Annotated in this window: 18 protein-coding genes and 1 pseudogene; 15 read left to right on the top strand and 4 right to left on the bottom strand. The window is 42.3% G+C overall.

The genetic code is table 11. The annotated features are described in order from the left end of the window. Positions 1–9 precede the first annotated feature (9 nt). The 8 genes and pseudogenes from B1A85_RS17910 (at position 10) to B1A85_RS24010 (ending at position 6,563) form a co-directional block, all read left to right on the top strand. The gene (locus tag B1A85_RS17910; protein WP_104548105.1) at positions 10–915 is read left to right on the top strand and encodes a MoxR family ATPase; all 906 of its coding nucleotides are present in this window, start codon (positions 10–12) and stop codon (positions 913–915) included. 22 nt (positions 916–937) lie between these two features. Further along, positions 938–1,207 (top strand): annotated as a pseudogene (locus B1A85_RS17905) (class I SAM-dependent methyltransferase); the annotation flags it as partial. Between the two features lie 36 nt (positions 1,208–1,243). Next, positions 1,244–1,399, top strand: coding sequence for a hypothetical protein (locus tag B1A85_RS24015; protein WP_168192430.1), 156 nt, complete (start codon positions 1,244–1,246; stop codon positions 1,397–1,399). A gap of 175 nt (positions 1,400–1,574) precedes the next feature. Then, positions 1,575–2,114, top strand: coding sequence for a diheme cytochrome C (locus B1A85_RS17900; RefSeq protein ID WP_104548220.1), 540 nt, complete (start codon positions 1,575–1,577; stop codon positions 2,112–2,114). 54 nt (positions 2,115–2,168) lie between these two features. Beyond that, positions 2,169–2,540, top strand: coding sequence for a hypothetical protein (locus B1A85_RS17895; RefSeq protein ID WP_371681689.1), 372 nt, complete (start codon positions 2,169–2,171; stop codon positions 2,538–2,540). Between the two features lie 231 nt (positions 2,541–2,771). After that, entirely contained in the window at positions 2,772–5,567 is a 2,796-nt protein-coding gene (gene secA / locus B1A85_RS17890; RefSeq protein WP_104548102.1) for a preprotein translocase subunit SecA, read from the top strand. Positions 5,568–5,662: 95 nt separating this feature from the next. Next, positions 5,663–6,406: an aspartate/glutamate racemase family protein gene (locus tag B1A85_RS17885; protein ID WP_104548101.1), complete on the top strand. Its 744-nt coding sequence runs from the start codon at positions 5,663–5,665 to the stop codon at positions 6,404–6,406. A 7-nt stretch (positions 6,407–6,413) separates the two neighbouring features. After that, complete coding sequence (locus B1A85_RS24010; protein WP_168192429.1) at positions 6,414–6,563, top strand: hypothetical protein; 150 nt, start codon at positions 6,414–6,416, stop codon at positions 6,561–6,563. A gap of 139 nt (positions 6,564–6,702) precedes the next feature. On the opposite strand, the gene B1A85_RS17880 is transcribed toward B1A85_RS24010, so the two are convergent. Further along, on the bottom strand, positions 6,703–7,113 hold the full coding sequence (locus B1A85_RS17880) for a gamma-glutamylcyclotransferase (protein WP_104548100.1): 411 nt from the start codon (positions 7,111–7,113) through the stop codon (positions 6,703–6,705). Between the two features lie 120 nt (positions 7,114–7,233). Further along, complete coding sequence (locus tag B1A85_RS17875) at positions 7,234–7,944, bottom strand: GntR family transcriptional regulator (RefSeq protein WP_104548099.1); 711 nt, start codon at positions 7,942–7,944, stop codon at positions 7,234–7,236. 303 nt (positions 7,945–8,247) lie between these two features. On the opposite strand from B1A85_RS17875, the gene B1A85_RS17870 reads away from it, so the two are divergent. The 5 genes from B1A85_RS17870 (at position 8,248) to B1A85_RS17860 (ending at position 13,583) form a co-directional block, all read left to right on the top strand. Further along, a complete protein-coding gene (locus B1A85_RS17870; protein ID WP_104548098.1) occupies positions 8,248–9,201 on the top strand; it encodes a DMT family transporter in 954 nt (317 codons plus the stop codon). A 204-nt stretch (positions 9,202–9,405) separates the two neighbouring features. Next, positions 9,406–9,657 (top strand): hypothetical protein, encoded by a 252-nt coding sequence (locus tag B1A85_RS23675; RefSeq protein WP_146087195.1) that lies wholly within the window; start codon positions 9,406–9,408, stop codon positions 9,655–9,657. Positions 9,658–9,714: 57 nt separating this feature from the next. Further along, entirely contained in the window at positions 9,715–10,953 is a 1,239-nt protein-coding gene (locus tag B1A85_RS17865) for a Zn-dependent hydrolase (protein WP_104548097.1), read from the top strand. After that, complete coding sequence (locus B1A85_RS25690) at positions 10,940–11,068, top strand: hypothetical protein (RefSeq protein WP_256387476.1); 129 nt, start codon at positions 10,940–10,942, stop codon at positions 11,066–11,068. The genes B1A85_RS17865 and B1A85_RS25690 overlap by 14 nt, the downstream gene beginning before the upstream one ends. Before the next feature lie 1,027 nt (positions 11,069–12,095). Continuing rightward, positions 12,096–13,583 carry a site-2 protease family protein gene (locus tag B1A85_RS17860; protein WP_104548096.1) on the top strand — a complete coding sequence of 496 codons (1,488 nt, stop codon included), beginning with the start codon at positions 12,096–12,098 and terminating at the stop codon, positions 13,581–13,583. Between the two features lie 77 nt (positions 13,584–13,660). Here the strand turns inward: B1A85_RS17860 and B1A85_RS17855 are convergent, their stop codons facing one another. After that, positions 13,661–14,878, bottom strand: a complete 1,218-nt coding sequence (locus B1A85_RS17855; protein WP_104548095.1) for a glycoside hydrolase family 10 protein — start codon at positions 14,876–14,878, stop codon at positions 13,661–13,663. A 1,664-nt stretch (positions 14,879–16,542) separates the two neighbouring features. Here B1A85_RS17855 and B1A85_RS17850 point away from each other — a divergent pair. After that, complete coding sequence (locus B1A85_RS17850; protein ID WP_104548094.1) at positions 16,543–16,956, top strand: hypothetical protein; 414 nt, start codon at positions 16,543–16,545, stop codon at positions 16,954–16,956. A 40-nt stretch (positions 16,957–16,996) separates the two neighbouring features. On the opposite strand, the gene B1A85_RS17845 is transcribed toward B1A85_RS17850, so the two are convergent. Further along, a complete protein-coding gene (locus B1A85_RS17845; protein ID WP_104548093.1) occupies positions 16,997–17,902 on the bottom strand; it encodes a hypothetical protein in 906 nt (301 codons plus the stop codon). A 1,401-nt stretch (positions 17,903–19,303) separates the two neighbouring features. On the opposite strand from B1A85_RS17845, the gene B1A85_RS17835 reads away from it, so the two are divergent. Further along, positions 19,304–20,323, top strand: coding sequence for a glycosyltransferase (locus tag B1A85_RS17835; protein WP_104548092.1), 1,020 nt, complete (start codon positions 19,304–19,306; stop codon positions 20,321–20,323).

Genomic DNA, 20,323 nt, shown 5'->3' with positions numbered 1-20,323 from the left:
CAGTAGTGCATGAAAAAAATTGAGATTCTGACGCAAAACCTGAGTCGTACAATTGTTGGTAAAGCTGAACCGATCCGCTTAGTGTTAGTTTCCCTACTAGCTGGAGGTCATGTACTGCTAGAAGATGTTCCTGGCGTAGGTAAAACTTTACTTGCAAAATCACTAGCGCGTTCTGTCGCAGGTAAATTTCAACGCCTACAATGCACTCCTGACTTGCTACCGACAGATATTACCGGAACAAACATTTGGAATCCCAAAACAGGCGAGTTTGAATATCTTCCAGGTCCCGTATTTACGAATGTACTATTAGCAGATGAAATCAACCGTGCGACACCGCGTACGCAATCGGCGCTATTAGAAGTGATGGAAGAGGAACAAGTTACCGTCGATGGCGTTTCACGTCGCGTTCCGAGTCCTTTTTTTGTCATTGCGACACAAAACCCGATTGAATATCAAGGGACTTTTCCCTTACCTGAAGCGCAAATGGATCGCTTTATTTTATCGTTGAGTTTGGGTTATCCAAGCGAAACCGAAGAATTAGCTATGCTGCAACGGTTGCAAGAAGGCGTTACCGTAGCTGATTTACAACCTTGTATTACACTTGCAGAAGTTGCTGAATTACGCCGCAGTTGTGCGGCTGTCAAAGTTGAAAAATCGTTACAACGCTACATTCTCGATCTTGTCCGCGCTACGCGCGAGTCGGAAGAAATTATGCTAGGCGTGAGTCCGCGCGGTACGGTAGCATTACACAAAGCAACACAAGCACTCGCTTTTTTGTGCGATCGCAACTACGCGATTCCTGATGATGTTAAGTATTTAGCACCTTACGTCTTGTGTCATCGCCTGATTCCTGCTGGCGGACATAAAGCTAAATCTATCGTAGAAAGGCTATTGCGATCGGTTCCCATTCCCTAAATCCCTAAATAAAGTCAAAGTCGAAGACGTTCAAGGTGATATGCGATCGCTTCCTTGGACAGAACACTTTGATTGCATTATTAACTGGTTCACCGCCTTCGGCTACTTTGACGATCGAGACAATCGTCGGGTGTTAGCAGAAGCCTACCGCACGCTCAAACCAGGTGATAAGTTGTTAATAGAATTGCAAAGCTTGTACCGAATTTTAAAAGAATTTCGCGCTAATTCTGTTACAGATTGCAACAATAATTATTTGATTGATCGCACTCGATTTGATGTGTTTACCAATTGAACATACACTGAGCGTACTGTCATTTGGGATGGACAAGTGTGGCAGATAAATTACTTTGTACGTCACTTGACTTTTACTAAATTACACGATTGGTTATTACAAATTGGTTTTCGAGAAATACAAGCTTATGGAAATGACGGTAAACTACTGACACTCGATAGCTGCCGCATGATTGTACTAGCAATTAAGTAAGCTTCTGAGGAATTATAGTTGAGACATTACACTTTTTGATATTAGGTAATAGATCATCAAAATGCAGTGAGTATTTAGCCATTACTAACTATGGCAAAGGTCATAATAACCCTGGTTTTAACTTTGACCTTTGACCCCTACTATTTACGTGTTGAGGAAGTGTTCGAGAGATATGATGCAACCACGCACTAAAACGCAGAAGCGATCGCATTTTGTTCTTGTTTCAGTCCTTTTGCTATGGAGTGTCACAATGGGTTGGGGGCTAGCACTTGCTACCAATGCCCAACCTTCTCCTGAAGCGAATACAACGACAGAAGAAATTGGCACTGTCGATATTGTGCCACCACGCTATCAATTAGGACAAGAGCTTTATTTAGAAAATTGTGCAACTTGTCATATTGCTTTACCACCCGCAGTCATGCCAACGCAAACTTGGCAAAGATTATTACAAGATCCACAACACTACGGCGTCACGCTTCCTCAACTCGTCGATCCCACACGCTTGCTAATTTGGAACTATCTGCGCAATTTCTCGCGCCCTTTACTCAAAGAAGAAACGACACCGTATCGTCTGGGAGAATCGCGTTACTTTAAAGCGTTACATCCTAATGTGACACTACCTCGTCCTGTCGATGTAGGTGGCTGCGTGAGTTGCCATCCTGGTGCAACAGAATACAATTTCCGTCGTCTATCACCTGAGTGGGAAACACAGTAAGAAATATGCCCCAAAATTTAAAAAGGTTATGAGGAGTGTCAAAACGTGAAACGAATTAAAGAAATTTTAGCGGCTTCAGCTTTGGTAGTATTAGCTGCACCGCACCCAGTCAACGCACAAATTATTCCTCAACCGTGGGTTTCGGTTGGTGGTAGGGAAGGGGATGTAACTTTTTCAGTAGGAGCAAGAGCATTCGATTTTGGTGTAGAACTAGGAAGAGGACCAAATGGTGCTTCTGGCGTCGATGTCCTTAGATTTTTGAGTTTGCCCGTGATATCTCCTTACGTTGGAATTGGGCTCTATTCTGAGGATCAGGGTATTGCGTTATCGGGTGGTTTACAGGTGAATACAGCGAATAACCTTGTTGTCGGTGTAGGCTATAACTCAGTTAGAGGGGTAAATGGTCAAGTAGGAATCCGATTCTAATTGCAGGGCGATCCACACCTCGATCGCCGCCCTAGCTTGAAGCAAGGTGATACGATGGATATAGTCTAAACTTGGAGCATCTAGCCAAGAGCGACTGCGATTATGTTTGAGTTTCTAGGAATGCTTCACTTGTAGACATGTATTTAATTAAAATCAAGTGCTTGCAGCATACTAAACTCAATATTTAAGCTCAAAAATAAGAATAATTCCTAAAGTTTCCCGAACCCTACCATGCTGAAAAACTTGCTGGGCGATCCTAACGCTCGTAAGCTCAAAAAATTCCAGCCTTACGTTACAGACATCAATCTTCTTGAAGAAGATATTCAAGCGCTTTCCGATCAGCAACTTAGTAGCAAAACAGCGGAGTTTAAGCAGCGGTTGGATAAAGGCGAAACCTTGGACGATCTGCTTCCAGAAGCCTTCGCGGTTGTGCGAGAAGCTGGAAGGCGCGTATTAGGAATGCGCCACTTTGATGTTCAACTTCTCGGTGGTGTGATCCTGCATCAAGGACAAATCGCCGAAATGAAAACCGGTGAAGGTAAAACGCTGGTAGCAACGCTTCCTGCCTATCTCAACGCGCTTTCGGGCAAGGGAGTACACATTGTTACGGTCAATGACTACCTAGCACGCCGTGACGCAGAATGGATGGGGCAAATCCATCGCTTTTTAGGGCTGAGTGTGGGGCTAATTCAGCAAGGCATGGGACCATCCGAGCGCAAGAAAAACTATGATTGCGACATCACCTATGTCACGAATAGCGAAGTAGGCTTTGACTACTTGCGCGATAACATGGCTTCCTCGATTCAAGAAGTCGTACAGCGCCCGTTTAATTACTGTATTATTGACGAAGTTGATTCGATTCTCATTGACGAAGCGCGGACGCCGTTAATCATTTCTGGACAAGTCGAACGCCCCACAGAAAAGTATCTACAAGCTGCGCAAGTTGCCGCCGCGTTAAAAAAAGACGAACACTATGAAGTCGATGAGAAAGCTCGCAACGTCATTCTCACCGACGAAGGTTTCGCAGCAGCAGAAGAAATGCTGCAAGTCAAGGATTTGTACGATCCTAACGATCCTTGGGCACACTACATCTTTAATGCACTCAAAGCTAAGGAACTGTTCGTCAAAGACGTCAATTATATCGTCCGTAACGGCGAAGTTGTAATCGTAGATGAGTTTACAGGTCGAGTTCTGCCAGGAAGGAGGTGGAGCGATGGACTCCATCAAGCTATTGAAGCGCAAGAAAGAGTCGAAATTCAGCCAGAAACGCAAACCTTAGCAACGATTACTTATCAAAACTTGTTTTTGCTATATCCCAAGTTAGCAGGGATGACTGGAACAGCTAAAACCGAGGAAGCAGAATTTGAGCGAATTTATAAGCTAGAAGTTACGATTATTCCTACGAATCGTCCTACCAAACGTCAAGACTTGTCTGACATGGTGTACAAGACGGAGGAAGGAAAGTGGCGAGCGGTTGCCGAAGAATGTGCTGCAATGCACGAAATTGGTCGCCCCGTATTGGTAGGAACGACTAGTGTCGAAAAATCTGAATACCTCAGTGCTTTACTCACGCAACGTAATGTACCGCACAATCTGCTCAATGCCCGCCCTGAAAACGTAGAACGCGAATCAGAAATTATCGCCCAAGCAGGACGTAAAGGCGCGGTAACAATTGCAACAAACATGGCTGGTCGCGGAACCGATATTATCTTGGGCGGTAATGCGGATTATATGGCGCGACTCAAGCTGCGCGAATACTTTATGCCCCGCATTGTTTTACCAGAAGATGAAGATGTCTTTGCAGTAGAAAGGGCATCAGGACTACCAGCGTCGAGTAGCAGTAGCGGTCAAGGTTTTGTTCCTGGTAAGAAAGTCAAAACGTGGAAAGCCTCACCGCAAATTTTCCCTACGCAGCTATCGCGCGAGTTAGAGCAACAACTTAAAGCCGCTGTAGAATTTGCTGTCCGCGAATACGGCGAACGGAGTTTACCTGAACTCGAAGCAGAAGATAAGGTTGCAGTTGCCGCAGAAAAAGCACCAACAGACGATCCGGTAATTCAGAAGCTACGGGAAGTTTATAACGCATTGCTGCGCGAATACGAAAAATTTACGTCGCGCGAACACGACGAAGTTGTTCAGCTTGGTGGTTTACACGTCATTGGCACTGAACGTCACGAATCGCGACGCATTGATAACCAATTACGCGGACGCGCTGGAAGACAAGGCGACCCTGGTTCGACACGCTTTTTCTTGAGTTTGCAAGACAACTTATTACGGATTTTTGGCGGCGATCGCGTTGCAGGATTGATGACGGCGTTCCAAGTCGAAGAAGATATGCCGATTGAGTCTAAAATGTTGACTCGCAGTTTAGAAGGCGCGCAAAAGAAAGTCGAAACTTATTACTACGATATTCGCAAGCAGGTGTTTGAGTACGACGAGGTGATGAATAACCAACGTCGGGCAATTTACGCCGAACGTCGTCGCGTTCTCGAAGGTCTTGACTTGAAAGAATTGGTGATTAAGTACGCTGAAAAAACGATGGATGAAATCGTGGATTACTACATCAACCCCGATTTGCCATCAGAAGAGTGGGATCTGCCAAATTTGGTGAGTAAAGTTAAAGAATTTGTCTATCTCCTGGCTGATTTAGAACCAAATCAGATGGAAGATCTCTCGGTTGGCGAAATTAAAACCTTCCTGCACGAGCAAGTGAGAATTGCGTATGATGTCAAAGAAGCGCAAGTCGATCAAATTCAGCCAGGCTTGATGCGCCAAGCTGAGCGATTCTTTATCTTGCAGCAAATTGATACACTATGGCGCGAGCACTTACAACAAATGGATGCGTTGCGCGAATCAGTAGGGTTACGCGGTTACGGTCAAAAAGACCCGCTGATTGAGTACAAGAGCGAAGGATATGAGTTGTTCTTGGATATGATGACTAATATTCGTCGTAATGTGGTATACTCTCTATTCCAATTCCAGCCGCAGGTTCAACCAGCCGTGCAAGCACCATCAGGAATGGTTTAAACCCATGTCCGCAATTACATAAGCTTCGGTTAGACCGCTTCGGCGGTCTTCTTTTGTATGGGTGTGGCTGTCGTGATTGAGGTATGCTAGGAGCTATGAAGATCAAAGTCATCAATCCTAACACCACTGCTAGCATGACGCAAAAGATTGCCAAGGCGGCGATCGCGGTGGCGAGTCCTAGAACTGAAATTATTGCGTGTAACCCTGAGATGGGACCTGTTTCGATTGAAGGACACTACGATGAAGCGCTGAGTGTTGTTGGCATTCTTGAAGAAATTAAAAAAGGAGAAGCCGCAGGTGTTGATGGTTATGTAATTGCTTGCTTCGGCGATCCTGGGTTACTCGCTGCACGGGAATTGGCAAAAGGTCCCGTTTTAGGAATTGCAGAAGCGGCTATGCACGCTGCGAGTTTAATCGCGACTGGATTTTCAATTGTGACGACGTTGAGTCGCACGCGGATAATTGCTCAACATTTAGTTGCAAATTACGGGATGACGCATTTTTGTCGCAAAATTCGCGCGATTGATTTACCTGTACTTGAACTTGAGGATGAAAATTCTCATGCACGAAAAACGATTTTAGCCGAATGTCGTCAAGCTTTGGCGGAAGATGGGGCAGGTGCGATCGTTTTAGGGTGTAGTGGGATGGCTGATTTATCAACGCAATTAAGTCAAGAATTAGGAGTTCCGGTTATTGATGGCGTGAGTGTCGCGGTTAAGTTTGTTGAAGCTTTGGTCAGTTTAGGCTTGAATACGAGTAAGAAGGGCGATTTAGCTTATCCTATTGCTAAGCCATATTCTGGAATGCTTCATGCTTTTGCTGTTGAGCATCAAGAATGAATCGTGGATGTCTTACCGGCGCTCAGCTGGCTCAACGCAGACACCTCCAATGCAGCCACTTTTACGACTACAGAACCAACAACTTTACAATCAACTTCGGCGACAAGCACTTGGTAAGACAGATCTTGGCGCACGCACTCGACAAACTCTAGCGTAATTTCTTATCAGTTAAACTTAACTGCATCAGTAGCAATAATATCTTGCCACAATAATATAGAAATGCTCCGCAACGATGGCATCTTCTTGCGGAGTTGCTACGCGAATTGTATGGGAAAGCGATCGCACTTGTCCTACCTTTAACTTGCAGCTTTATAAGCCGCCCAACCACCGTGATGCGAAATGTCAGGCCAATTATATTTTTTTACTAACTCTTGCGGATAGAGAAATGCAGTAAGAACTTCGCCATCCTCTAAAACAATGTCACTTGGGTACATGTTTGGTGGTTCGTTGGCAGATAAGTAGTCAAACTCAGCTTGAGTTAATTCGTATACTTCTCCTGGAATTGAAATTCCACCTTGTTCTACTTCATAGATTGCAGGATGCCAACCACCACCTGCGGCGTGAAGTCGATAGCGGGGTTGGGTTTTTGCTTCTTTGATAAACTTTGCCGATTGCAGGTTTTGATGATCGGGTTGTCCGCGCAATGCTGAACCACAAATAAATATCCGCTTTGTACCTGCGCTTGAGTTGGTATTTGTCTCGGTCATGCTTATTGTAAATAACTACCAAATTTTGCCAGCTAAACTAGTCTAAAAAATGAATGTCGTATAGGGAGCGTTAACTTTGTTACAAATTCACTATCTAAGTTATCTAAAATCTAAGATATGTTAACCTTCTTGAAGAATACCGCTACTATGTTGCATGTTCTGCATTTCACGCGCAACACGCTCTTTACTCGCGATGAGATGCGCCTTAATTGCTTGAGTTGCTGCCTCGGGATTCCGTGCTTGCACCGCTTCATATATCCGTCGGTGTTCAGTCCGAATTTCTAGCACGTCGCGGTTATTTTGAATCGTATGAATTCTTAAGAGCATCATTTTATCAAAAACTTGATCGAGAAGCGACCTGAGCCATAAATTACCCGAACTTTCAGCGAGTAGCCGATGAAAACGGTAGTCTAAATCAAGTAGTTGAAAGTTAGTTAATTGGGATGGTTTACTCTTAACGAGTTTCTCAGCTTGCATCACCATCAAGTTTAAGTTTTGAATTTGGGACTCGGTGGCATGTGCGCACGCTTCGACTACAGATAATTGCTCTAATGCGAGTCGGCAATCGTACAACTGTATCGCATCGGTCATGGAAATTGTCGCGACACGTAGGACATTAGTTGGTTCAGCAATGACTAATTCCTCGCGTTGGAGTTGCCGTAGTGCTTCTCGAATTGGAGTCCTACTTACCTGTAGCTTTTTGGCTAGATGAGTTTCGATTAATCGCTGCCCTGGCGTTAGTTCACCTGAGAGGATAGCCGCGCGCAAGGCTTGATAAGTTTGCTCCTGTAGTGATTGACTTCGCTGGAGCGATCGCGGTGACAGGGGCAAGGTATAACTCCTTAATCTTTACAGGATAAATGGCAGCTGCTAATTATTTTAAGTCGAGAAGGTATCAGTAAATGAGACTTCTGGCAGCTGTATACAGAATACAGTAAATAGCTACTTTCATAAATACTACATGAGATTGAACGGACAACTTGGTGACTAATACCTATAGTATTTAATGTTTTTATTTGGCTGTCAGATTCTCACCGTAGCGTCTATTGAGATACTTTTTGGGGCAACTGAGCAGTGTATATATAAATAAAAACTGTACTGCAAAGGCATTTCTATTTAATTAGCGATCGCACTATGGAGCAGTTCAAACTCGGCTCAGTTAATCATGCGTCTCCAACACTGATTGCAAATGGATTGGCGGCGATCGCACTCGGGATTGCCTTGGTCGGAATTGCATTTGCTTCGATTTTAACTGCGATCGCGCAGCAAGAAATTGGACCAAATGCGACAACGTTTAATCGTTTGGGCATTGCCGCAATCGCCTTCGCGGGCTGGAATAAAGTCAGAGGCTTGACAAGTCAAATTCACGCACAACCTGTATCGATGCTAATTTATACCTGGCGCGATCGCACTTTACTGACAACTGCCGGAATGAGTTTTGCCGCTTCGTTAACCTTGTGGGCGTGGTCTTTGACGCAGACGAGTGTTGCGAACTCGACACTATTTAATAATATGATGCCGTTGTTTACAACTTTAGGCGCGTGGCTCGTACTTGGTCAAAAATTTTCAGCGAGATTTGTCTTAGGAATGGCGATCGCTGTGTGTGGCGCGATCGCGATTGGGATCGAAGATTTTCAAGGCACAAATAGTCATGCTTTGGGAGATATTGCGGCGTTAAGCGCGGCAATGTTAGCAGCCGTATGTCTTTTGAGTTTAGAGCAACTCCGCAGTAAATTTGCAACACCAACAATTATGCAATGGACGTGTTTCATCGGCTGTTTGGGCGTACTTCCGGCGGTCTTACTAACGCACGAGCAATTGTTTCCTACGTCTGGAGTTGGTTGGTGTACAGTTATTTCTTTAGCGATTGTTTGCCAAGTTGTCGGTCAAGGATTACTCACTTATAGCTTGGCCAATTTTGCTTCTGGCTTAGTTGCTGTTGCGATGCTGGCAATTCCTGCGATCGCAGCTGTTTTAGCATTTATTATCTTTGCTGAAAAGTTAAGCATCTTCAATTGGTGCGCATTTGCCGTCGTTCTTGCAGGAGTTTACTTGGCAATATCAGCACGTAGCGATCATTCCTGCTGACGACTTTGAGAAAAGAACTAGTATTAATATCGCAACTGAAGGGCTACTTGGGACATGATTAATCTGCTCTTTGCTGCATTAATTTTTTGGCTGCTATTGTATACTGTATACAAAACAGCGCGGGAGTTAATCAAGTGTCAGCTTCTGCTACAGTGCCAAATTCTTGGAGAATCTCCAGCTTTAAGTGTCAGCAGTTAACAATTCATGAACGACAAATTACGTAGAATTTTGTATCCGCATCGTGCAAAAAAATGTGCTATGGACATAGAAGCTAAAACAGCAAACCCTATTGAAAAAAGCGATGCGAGCGCATATGACTTAGCTGGGACGAGAAAATTTGGCATGATGATAAATTTTATAACTCCAGTGTTATATGAATTGAGAACGCTGACGACGGCGTTTTCTTTCTTGCTGGAATTGCGATCGCTGCGTTTGAGTTGTTCTTCGCGCCGTTAAGAAGGCTAGGAACTATCTTTTTTGATCGACACAACAAGTAATTTCCAAGAGGGTTGTATGACTGTTGCCTTGATACCTGTAGTAAATGGCGATCGCTTGAATCGAAATATTTCGCAGTTAGCTGAAATTGGCAAACTGCCAGGAGGTGGTGTGAGTCGCGTAGCGTTTACGGCTGAAGATATACTCGCGCGACAACTCGTGCAATCGTGGATGATTGAAGCTGGGATGACAGTGCGAATTGATGCTGCCGGAAATATTATCGGTACTTATGCAGGAAGACAAGAAAATGTAGGGGCGCTAGCTACAGGTTCGCACATAGATACTGTTCCTATTGCGGGGAGATTTGATGGAGTTCTCGGAGTTTTAGCAGGCATTGAAATTGTACACGTACTTTACGAGAATAATATTCGCCTGCGCCACCCAATTGAGGTAATAGTGTTTACCGACGAAGAAAATAGCGTTCTTGGTTGTAAAGCTATGGCAGGGACTGCGGTTCTCGATCCTGAATGTTATCGTCGCAATGATGGTACGTCCATTGAAGCTTGTTTAGCACGAATTGGCGGTGATTGGTCGCAGGTGGTAACTGCGAAGCGCCAGCCAGGTGAAATTGCAGCGTTTGTAGAATTACACGTTGAACAGGGCGGTGTTTTAGAAAGTACAGGCAATAATGTTGGAGTTGTCATTGGCATTGTCGGACAATATCGCCACCACGTTACTGTCACTGGGCGTCCTAACCATGCAGGAACAACCCCAATGAACATGCGTAAAGATGCTTTGGTTGCTGCATCACAAATTGTCTTAGCTGTCAACAAGTTAGCAACCGAAACTCCAGGAGAACAGGTAGCTACAGTCGGTTATTTTCATGTTTCTCCTAATGCAGCTAATATTGTACCCGCGAGGGTAGATTTAAAAATTGACCTGCGCGATATGTCGCAAACGCATTTAGAAAATATGGTGGTGCAGCTCAAACATCAGCTTATAGAAATTGCGGCTGCAACTCAAACAGAAATCGAAATGACGCAAATGCTGCACGTCTTGCCAACATTAGCTGCACCAGAGATTCAAACGGCGATCGCGCAAATTTGTCAGCAAATGGGTTTAAGCTATACGTACTTACCAAGTCGCGCAGGACACGATGCACAAGAAATCGGTCGATTTGCGGATATGGGGATGATTTTTGTCCCTAGTCGCGCTGGCATTAGCCATGCTGAGGATGAGTATACTTCGCCAGAACACTGCACGCAGGGCGCGAATGTTCTTCTGCAAACTTTTTTAAAGTTGGATGAAATTTATTAAGCAGTTGGCAGGCGTCTTGCCTGCTTTGTCAGCGGTGACAAATGCATTATTGCCCATGCGATCGCGCTTCGTTGAGCGATCGCGTACTGTACCTTGCAATTCGATGGTTGGCTAACCTTCGTACCAAAAATCCCATTCTGCTACTGACATATACTTGAGGGCATTTTTGGAAATCGTGCTGTAATAACCTTGTCTTCCTAAAAAAATACCTAGACTTCTAACATTGTTGCAATTTCAGTTGGTTGATGCGCAAACTCTATCGAGTATTGACCAGTAACAAACATTACATTGATTTGGGGAACACCAGTCCCAATCAAGTGTACAGTAATATCTTTAGGCAAAACCAAGAGTACTGAAGTATAGAAAAAGAAAAGTTTTTATGACATTATTTGATTCAACGATACGTAGCTAAGCACTACTTCATAAAAAGATTAGCGCCTAGTGCAAAGCTGTACAACGCATGACTTTTAAGCTAATATGCTTCGTTAACTCAGGCATAGCGTCATGGAGCACTACTAGTTAATACTTTACTTTCAGGGAATAGTGAGTAATACTTGGCTTAGTATAGTATTACTCCATGGTTATTAAATTACTCAAGTTTTGTTTTATAAGTAGTCTAGATTTTTAGGATAAGTATTGTCACCTGAATGATAAAGAGATTACTGGTTCAACTTTAGCTTGTAAGTACTGAGACCATATTTTACAAAATCTACATGTAAAACACATAACATGATTGTCCCTGAAAAATACAATTTTTGAATGACCTTATCCTGAAGAAAACATGATTTTTCAGTAACATAACAATTCAGAATACAAGGAACGTTTGCGACAGCAATTAGCTTTGTAACAAAACGTTATGTATCGCGTAATTTGTAAACTTAAGTACATAGAATTTATTCTACAGTTAATTTCTGTATTATTTTACACCGAAAAAACTTGATGTACGTACCAACGAGCAAGCTGATTGGCGTAAATTTAATTGCAACTTCAAGTATGCAGCCAGTTATTACCCTTCACGATCGGGATTGCAAGAATCTAGTAACCTACTAACTGCTATTCAAGGAAGTCTTGTAAATTATTAAAAGTATTAGCGACAGCTAGCGAGCTAAAGTTGATCGCAGGTTGAAGCGAAGGTGGAAAATATGTCGATCGCATCTGAAACTTCTATAGTCGGGCTGATTGTATTAGCAGCTTTTATAATACTAGGCTGGGGCTTTTATCGCGCTAGACCGTATGGCAAGTTGGGAATCATTGCCTGGTTACAGTCAGTGGTGTTAATGGCTCCATGGTTACTCTTTTTCGGCTTATTCGCTGCGGGGATCTACATAAATATCGTGGGGATATTGTTCTTGTTAGTCACTTCAGCCGCAGTCTATATTTTTCTGGGAAGGCAGCTACGGGCAGCTGGTCAAGATGCGATTTTGCGATCGCGCGCAACCGAACGCCTCGCAAATGCGACTCAAGACACCCCTCAAACCGAAGAGACGACTCCACCCGCACCGCTACAACCTGAAGTCGTACCGATCGCCGATGCTGATTTAGCAGCGATTCGCGGTATTTTTGGCATCGATACTTTTTTTGCTACTGAGACAATTCCTTATCAAGAAGGAGCGATCTTCAGGGGTAATCTCCGCGGAGAACCAGAGGCAGTTTTCCAAAAACTCAGTAGCAACCTCCAGCAGCAGTTAGGCGATCGCTATCGTCTATTTTTAGTCGAAAACCTCGACGGTAAGCCGGTTGTGATTGTACTTCCTAGTCGTAACGATCCCCAACCGACGACTTTACCACAAACGATTTTGGCAATTGTCTTACTCGTCGCCACGATCGCTACGTGTTTAGAAGCTGGAGGTATTTTACTAGGGTTTGATTTCTTCACAAATTGGCAGCGATTTTCAGAACCTTTGCCGATTGCAGCAGGAATTTTAGCAATTTTACTGACGCACGAACTCGGTCATCGCTTGCTGGCACGACGTTATCAAGTGCGTCTCAGCCCACCCTTTTTTCTGCCAACTTTACAAATCGGTGCTTTTGGTGCCATTACTCGATTTCAGTCGATTTTACCTAACCGAAAAGTTTTGTTCGATATCGCTTTCGCTGGACCTGCGTTTGGCGGTGTTTTATCGTTCGCGATGTTAGTTCTTGGTTTAATCCTTTCTCGCCCTGAAAGTTTATTTCAAGTACCAACCGAGTTTTTTCAAGGGTCTATTTTAGTAGGTACAATTGCTCGCGTTATTTTAGGCTCGGCACTGCAACAAAACGTTGTCGCAGTTCATCCACTCACGGTGATTGGTTGGTTAGGTTTAGTCATCACAGCACTGAATTTAATGCCCGCTGGGCAATTAGATGGCGGGCGGATTGTACAAGCGATTTACGGGCGCAAAACTGCTGGACGTACTACGATCGCAACCTTAATTGTGCTGGCGATCGCCTCTTTTGCAAATCCGCTAGCTTTGTATTGGGCTGTTATAATCATCTTTTTGCAACGCGACTTAGAACGTCCCAGCCAAAATGAACTCAGCGAACCGGATGACGCCCGCGCAGCTTTGGGACTACTCGCTTTATTTTTAATGGTTGCCACACTCTTACCTCTCACTCCCGCATTAGCCGGACGTTTGGGGATCGGTGGGTGATCGCACAAAGGAGCAGGGGAGCAGAGGAGAAGGAGAATTAGTATTTGTTTACATAATTCATCACTAGCCACTAACCCCTAACCACTCTTCCACCCTTTGTAAATATTTGGTCGCGGTACAGCTGCTGAAAACATTCTTTGAAAGACGGATTGGCGATCGCTTGACTTTTCCTGCGAAAGATTCCATAAAGTTTCGTAAAAGAAAAAGGAAACGCCTGCAAAGTTGCGTTGGCGGACTGCTGCTACTTGATCTTGAACTTGTTGAATTGGCACGTGACGGTTTTTTAGCCCGCTTAAAATTCCAATACCGACTGGGATATGACGTTTTGCTGCAACAACTTCTGGGTACTGCAATTCGCTAATAAACACGTTGATGTCGTTGCGATAAACTTGCAAAATTAATTCTTCGACGAAGCCTTGGCGTTCCCATTTTTCCCAATCGGCTAAAAATAAGTCGTAGGAAACTCGTTGCGGATTTGGCGACACAGAAATTAAGCAATTTTGCTTTCTAGCTTTGACTGCGCGAAAGACTTGTTGCATATATGCTGTAATCTTATCTGCACGCCAGCGGACCCATGCAGCATCTTGGGGATCGCTAGGAGGACGTTGTCCTTGGTGTTCTTTTTGATAAAGCGCTACCGTGTAGGCATCATAGCCAAACTCGGATGGTAAACCGAAGTGGTCGTCAAATTGAATACCGTCTACGTCATAATTGCTAACAATTTCAACAATGAGGTCTAGAATAAATTGCTGTACATCAGGACGGAAGGGATTGAGCCATACTCGTTCGTGCTTTCCTTCTTGCCAAACTTTACTACCATCACGACGACTTGTCAGCCATTGTGGATGACGTTGAGCAAGCAGCGAATCCGCCGGTGCCATAAAGCCAAACTCAAACCAAGGAATGACTGCCATCTTTTTTTGATGTGCTTGTCGCACAATTTCTTTTAAGACATCGCGTTGTTGTAGCCCTGGAGTGGGATCGAGGGATCGCCCAATTATGCGTTGTGCGACTCGGCTAGGATAAAGCGTATAGCCCCAATTCCAGACTGTGGGATAAACTGTATTGAAGTTCAGTTGATGTAAGCGTCCGATTGCATTGGTTAAGCGATCGCGCTGAAATAATACATCACTATCTATATTTGTTAACCATACGCCCCTTAACTCCGGCACAGAATGACTGCGAGGGCTAGCAGCGGTTATCTGATGCGATAGTGGTGCAAGCACTATGGTTAGAGTCAAGCTCACCGCACACAATAAGAGCAGTAAATAGTGCGATCGATGCAATTTAAGCATTTTCTAAATTCAGTACAAATAATAAGCTCACCTGTTCAAACTCTGAAGTATACAAGCATTAGCTTCCAAAAAATATTAAGTTCGCGAGTCTATCTTTGGCTATCTAGCTTAGTGCGACAAAATTTAACAAAGATAACAAGAGTTTTTCACTAGGATTTGTCACGGCTTAAATTTGCTTGGGATAGGATTATCTCTTTACAAATTTGTTTCGTTCTGTTTTACAGTTCTTAATATCCAGCTTCTTTTAAAATAGTTCTAGCAACAAGCGTGTTACATATATTACACAGCCAGCGCTTAGTAGATTAGCTAAAAGTATTAAATATTAGGTAGTTATTTCTGGCGCCGCTCAATGACGAATGTACGAGCTTGATTGTCGTCCTACTGAAAAGTAATTCTCTATACACTAAAATAAAGCAAATCTTTTAAATTTTATGTTTTTATAACCTAACTTCAGCAAAATTAGGTAGTATAGTTTTGTAACTGCAGTTGAACATTTTTTCGTATCAGGATATTTACTGTGTATTTTTCTTTACGAAAAATATTAGTCGTCTTCATTAAATCTTTAAAAACAACTTCATCAAAACTTTAAGTACCATTTGGGAAATTGCCGCATAAATACATACACTAGTGCTGAGAAGTTCATAAACTTTTTAAAATTAAGTTTTATGAGAAACTACTTAATTTTAGAGCCGAGCTAATCAGGAAAATTATGATAAAAACCGCAGCCACTACTTACACGCAAGCATTTGCCGCTCAAAAGCAAGGGATAACGTTACTCCAAAACGACATGCAACTCGTTCCGTATAAATGCTGTTATTTGTACAAAATTGAGGCAAATTTTGTACTCAAGTAGCAAAAAATTGAAAAAACCTGAATTTTGTATACGAAAATACAGATTTTTTAGAATTGGTATGTACATACTGTAAATACACCTGAAGAAAACCGAAGATTTCAGTATATTTCCTGCCTGCAAAAAAGCTAAGTGCTATAAATAATAACTACTTTCTCCAGTGTTTTACACTGCAGGTTGTTCAAGAAGACACCATACGAGTGCACTTAAGCAACCTCAAGTTGAGGGGATAGATCTGCTAAAAAGCAGGGTGTAGAACGCTTTATTTGTACTCTGAAGCGTTGCTAGTTGTTAAAAATAATGCAAAAGAGGTATTTCTTAACAACAGTTGCAGTAACAGCCTTATCGTTATCAGCAATACTCTGAGTAAAGTCAGTTATTGGTAGGAGCGATCGCTAATAGAATTTACGATAGCGCATTTGAAAGAGGGATGAAGAATGCGCATGAATAAGAGCAATATCATACTTGATGTTTTCGTGCCTTTTTCAATTAAGTGCGTACGTTTCATCTTTTTGCTTGGAGATTATATATGTACATGCGATAGAAATAAATGCTGTTTTTATACAACAAATCTTATCCTGATGTGATGTTTCAGCGAAAAACAAACCAATCAAAGATGTTATTTTATTTACTTTCGGGAAAATCTTTACTTGTTATTGAAGTAATCTAAAACACAAAAAGTTGTTCGAAGAACGTGCGTTATCGCGTAGTGGATGTAGTAATAAGGTGGTGTGAATCTCGTGTTTAGCTTGCAGTATAAGGATCAATTTTTCTAGAGCAGTACTAGAGCAGTAATTTTTATGAGAGGTTTCTAATGCCAGGCAAACGTAGTAGTCGTAAAAATGTAATGCGCTTTTTTTGCCCTTATTGCGAGCAGCGATTGTGGCGTAAAGGAGGAGAGAAATATCATTTATTTTATACAGGAGCATTAGAGATCCAACAAAATGTCAATATGCCTCGCCAGAGCGCAATTATGTTAGCAGCAAAAGGCGTGTATGTTGATGACAATGTTTGGATTGAAGAATTTATATGCAGTCAACACGGTAAAATGTGGTTAAAAGTTTGCAAGAAAGAAGATGGAAGAACTGTAACTTCGCTTGCAACTCATAAAGACTGGAGAAAAACAAGTCGTACAATTCACCCCGAAACTCCTAATCCTTCAGTTGGCGAATTTACGTATCGCATGAGTCGTCAGGCGTCAACAAAACTTCTTTACAACAAAGAATAATATTGCTCAAAGCCTAGTTATATCTTCTTAGCATTTTTATTTATAGCCCTGATGAATGGCGTAATTGATACATTTTGTGCGCGTCATGAAACCATTCATAAAGTGCAGTCAAACGACTTTGATGCAGTGCCAAGCCTGCACCACTAAGGTTATAGCTAGATGCAATTTCAGCTAAAAAAGCCTGCGTGGCATGTAAACAAAGATGTGCAGTATCTCGTAAACGAGTAAAATTGATACTCAATGCTTCCGGACTACTAAGTTGAAGTTCGGATGAGTGTAAATAGTTAAGTTGCAAATCTAACCAGCTTGCTGGTACGACTTTCAAACTAAATTGTCTAGCAGGATTACATACAGAGTTAAACCCCAAGATTTTGGCACGTTTGTAGGTAGTGTCTGCATTAGGAGAGCCCCATCTCGTTTTAGGTTTTGCACTTGAAGAATGTCGAGTAGGATATTCTTTATGCGTAGCAATGAACACCTCTAATTTTTCTTTTAGCTTTAGTAGCTCAAAATGCTTAGGAAATTCCTTCAGTTCCTCGTCAACGCTAACTAATAAACTGCAACCTTGCTCAATTGAAGTCGAAATATATTCGTAGAAAAGCGCAGGATCTGCTTCTTCTAGCAGATACATCAACGCGATCGCAGCATCGCATAATTGCTCTACTAAAAAATTAATTCCTACCCGATCCTGTTGATAGATTTCTAATAGAACATAAGAATAATAATGGCTACACATTTTGGTATACAAACCTAGAATAGCTGAGTTGAAAGGCTCATCCGTAAATTCTGGAATAGCTTTGACAGTAGATTTGATTTGCTCTAAATACTGATGTAGAGTTTGTGCGGTTCTCAAGAAGGCATCAGCAAAGGCTTGCTCAGAACTTTCAAGCGAGTCTAAGTTCGGCAAATAAAATTGAACTTGATTAGATGGCAGTTTTGTATTCATCAAAGCCACAGCTCAGCTACTTTACATTACGTGTAGCACACGCCAAAGATGATAAAATCGAGACAATGTTCCCGCCTTTGACCAAGATCACATTTTAAAGCTAACAAAAATCACATAAACAGAAATCATACAGATTTGATTAGTCAAGGTGTAGCTTATAGATGTGAAACTTGAAATGTACAACACTTACACAGGAAATATGTTTACCTGAGATACCTCTACTTGTACTTACATCTTACCTAAGAACAAGTAATCTCAGCTATTATTTAGGATCAATCACTCTTACTCTCCATAACGTCTACCAAAAGATAGGATTTGCATAGAGTTAATGCTTTTCTAAAAGATAACAATTTGAACACCAATTTTTTCATGGCAATATACCAATAACAGACATTCCTAATCTGAAGCATAATTTCACTAAGTATTAAAACCTAAATAAAAATTCAACCGGACATTTCGTGCGTTTTCGCGTGCTTCTGCTTAATCAATAAGATAAGCAATTTAAATGCTCAAGAGCTTAGCACCAGATAGAATCTTCGTCAAACGGTAATACAATGACTTATTTCTGTAATTTTAGGTAAAAGTCAGTGTTTTGTAGCGTGAAATACAACATATTTGTTCGTGTTTATATATAATATTATCCCATACATGTAAGTATTAAAGGTGCTCAAGCACCTTAACATAACTTAACGTTACCAGCGGAGCTCCTTCGCTGTAGTCTGCTAAAGAAGACACCAAGAGTGCACTTAGGCAGCCTAAAGTGGGGAAGAGATTGTGCTTTTTTTTGAGGCTAAGTTTGTGCATGAGAAAACGAAGTAATACTTTACTTTCTCTTGACAACACAGGCTTTCTAGCAGTAATGCACAGACAAAGGAATTGAATTAAACAACTATAACTCTTTATTAACAGCCCATAGTCTCTAGTGTTAGAGGCTATGGGTCGTTTTTTTTTACATAAGTTGCCGCGTTGATTTCTGGCGGCTTCCCGCTGGTGTATTAACAAAGACAACGATAGGAACCCTTTTTTCATGTATATAGATGTGTCAAACAAACAGAAGCAGTGGATTACTTTCAAAGTTTCAGAAATGGAAATGAGCGCACTTGAAGCTTATTGCCAACGGACAGAAAGAACCAAAACCGATGTTTTGCGAGAATTAATCCGTAAGTTGCCAACTTATACAAATTCATCCAATCCTCGCAACTCTTTCAATAATCAATAATCAGTAAGTATTCTCTTGATGGCATTGCGGTATAGCGTGGCAAGATTTGTCATTATTTATGGCTTTGACACATCGATGCACAATCTTATTCCGTACTGCTGCGGAAAGAGATATTTGTATTCGCTGATAGCCTGAACAAAAATACTGCCTGCCTCGACTTAATTCTAATTGCGCGTAAGACAATGACTCAAGTACTTCAACAGCAATCAACACCTTCTAGCGTTGAAAAGACACCACTAGTTAGTGTCATTATTAATAACTACAACTACGGTCGGTTCTTACCTCAAGCGATTGAAAGTGTTTTAAACCAGACTTACCAAAACTGGGAATTGATCGTTGTTGATGATGGGTCAACAGACAATTCTCGCGAAATTATTGAAGCTTACAAAGAGCAGCTTACGGCAATCTGGCAAAAGAATGCCGGTCAAGGAGAGGCGTTAAATACCGGAATAGCTCATTCTCAAGGGGAAATCATCTGTTTTCTAGATGCTGATGATTACTTTCATCCAGACAAACTTATGAAGGTTGTTGCAGCCTTTGACAAGCATCCAGAATGGGTGCAGATTTCGCATTGTTGGACATCTGTAAATACAGATGGAGTCCCAATCGGCAAAGGTTCTACACTTCTCAACCAAGGAGATGTGCGTCCTTTACTACTACGATGGGGAAGATATGCGATGGGAATCACTTCTGGACTTGCATATCGTCGCGCTGCATTACAGCAAGCTTTACCAATTCCGACTCGAAAAGCTGCCGCAGCAGATACGTATTTAACTGTTGTTGTTCCTTTTTATGGTGAAGTAGGCTGCATTAACGAACCACTCATGTTTTATCGCATACACGGTAAAAACAAGCAAGCTCGCAATGACGATTTGCGTTACTTGATTCAGGAACGAGAAGATACCGCAAATTTTATTAATCAGGCATCTGCAAACATGGGGTTAGCTGACCGGCTGAATATGCGTTTGGATGTAGACTATCGCACGCTCACTGCACTACAACAAGGTAACGTTCCTTGGAAAGAAAAAATTGAAATTATCTGGCTTTCGTTGCAAGAAAGCCGCGAAATCGGGCGGAGTGCCAAGGATACCCTGGAGCGGTTGTTACGGCGTGGTATCTGTGCTTTATTTCCTTCTGAAGGAAGAGCAGTTCTGCGTTTAGGGCTGCGTGGCTACTTGCGTTTCAAGTTATTCGGTCAATAG

Origin of the sequence: Chroococcidiopsis sp. TS-821 (genome assembly GCF_002939305.1) — a bacterium.
Lineage (GTDB): Bacteria > Cyanobacteriota > Cyanobacteriia > Cyanobacteriales > Chroococcidiopsidaceae > Chroogloeocystis.
This window is presented reverse-complemented; position numbering and strand designations above follow the sequence as displayed.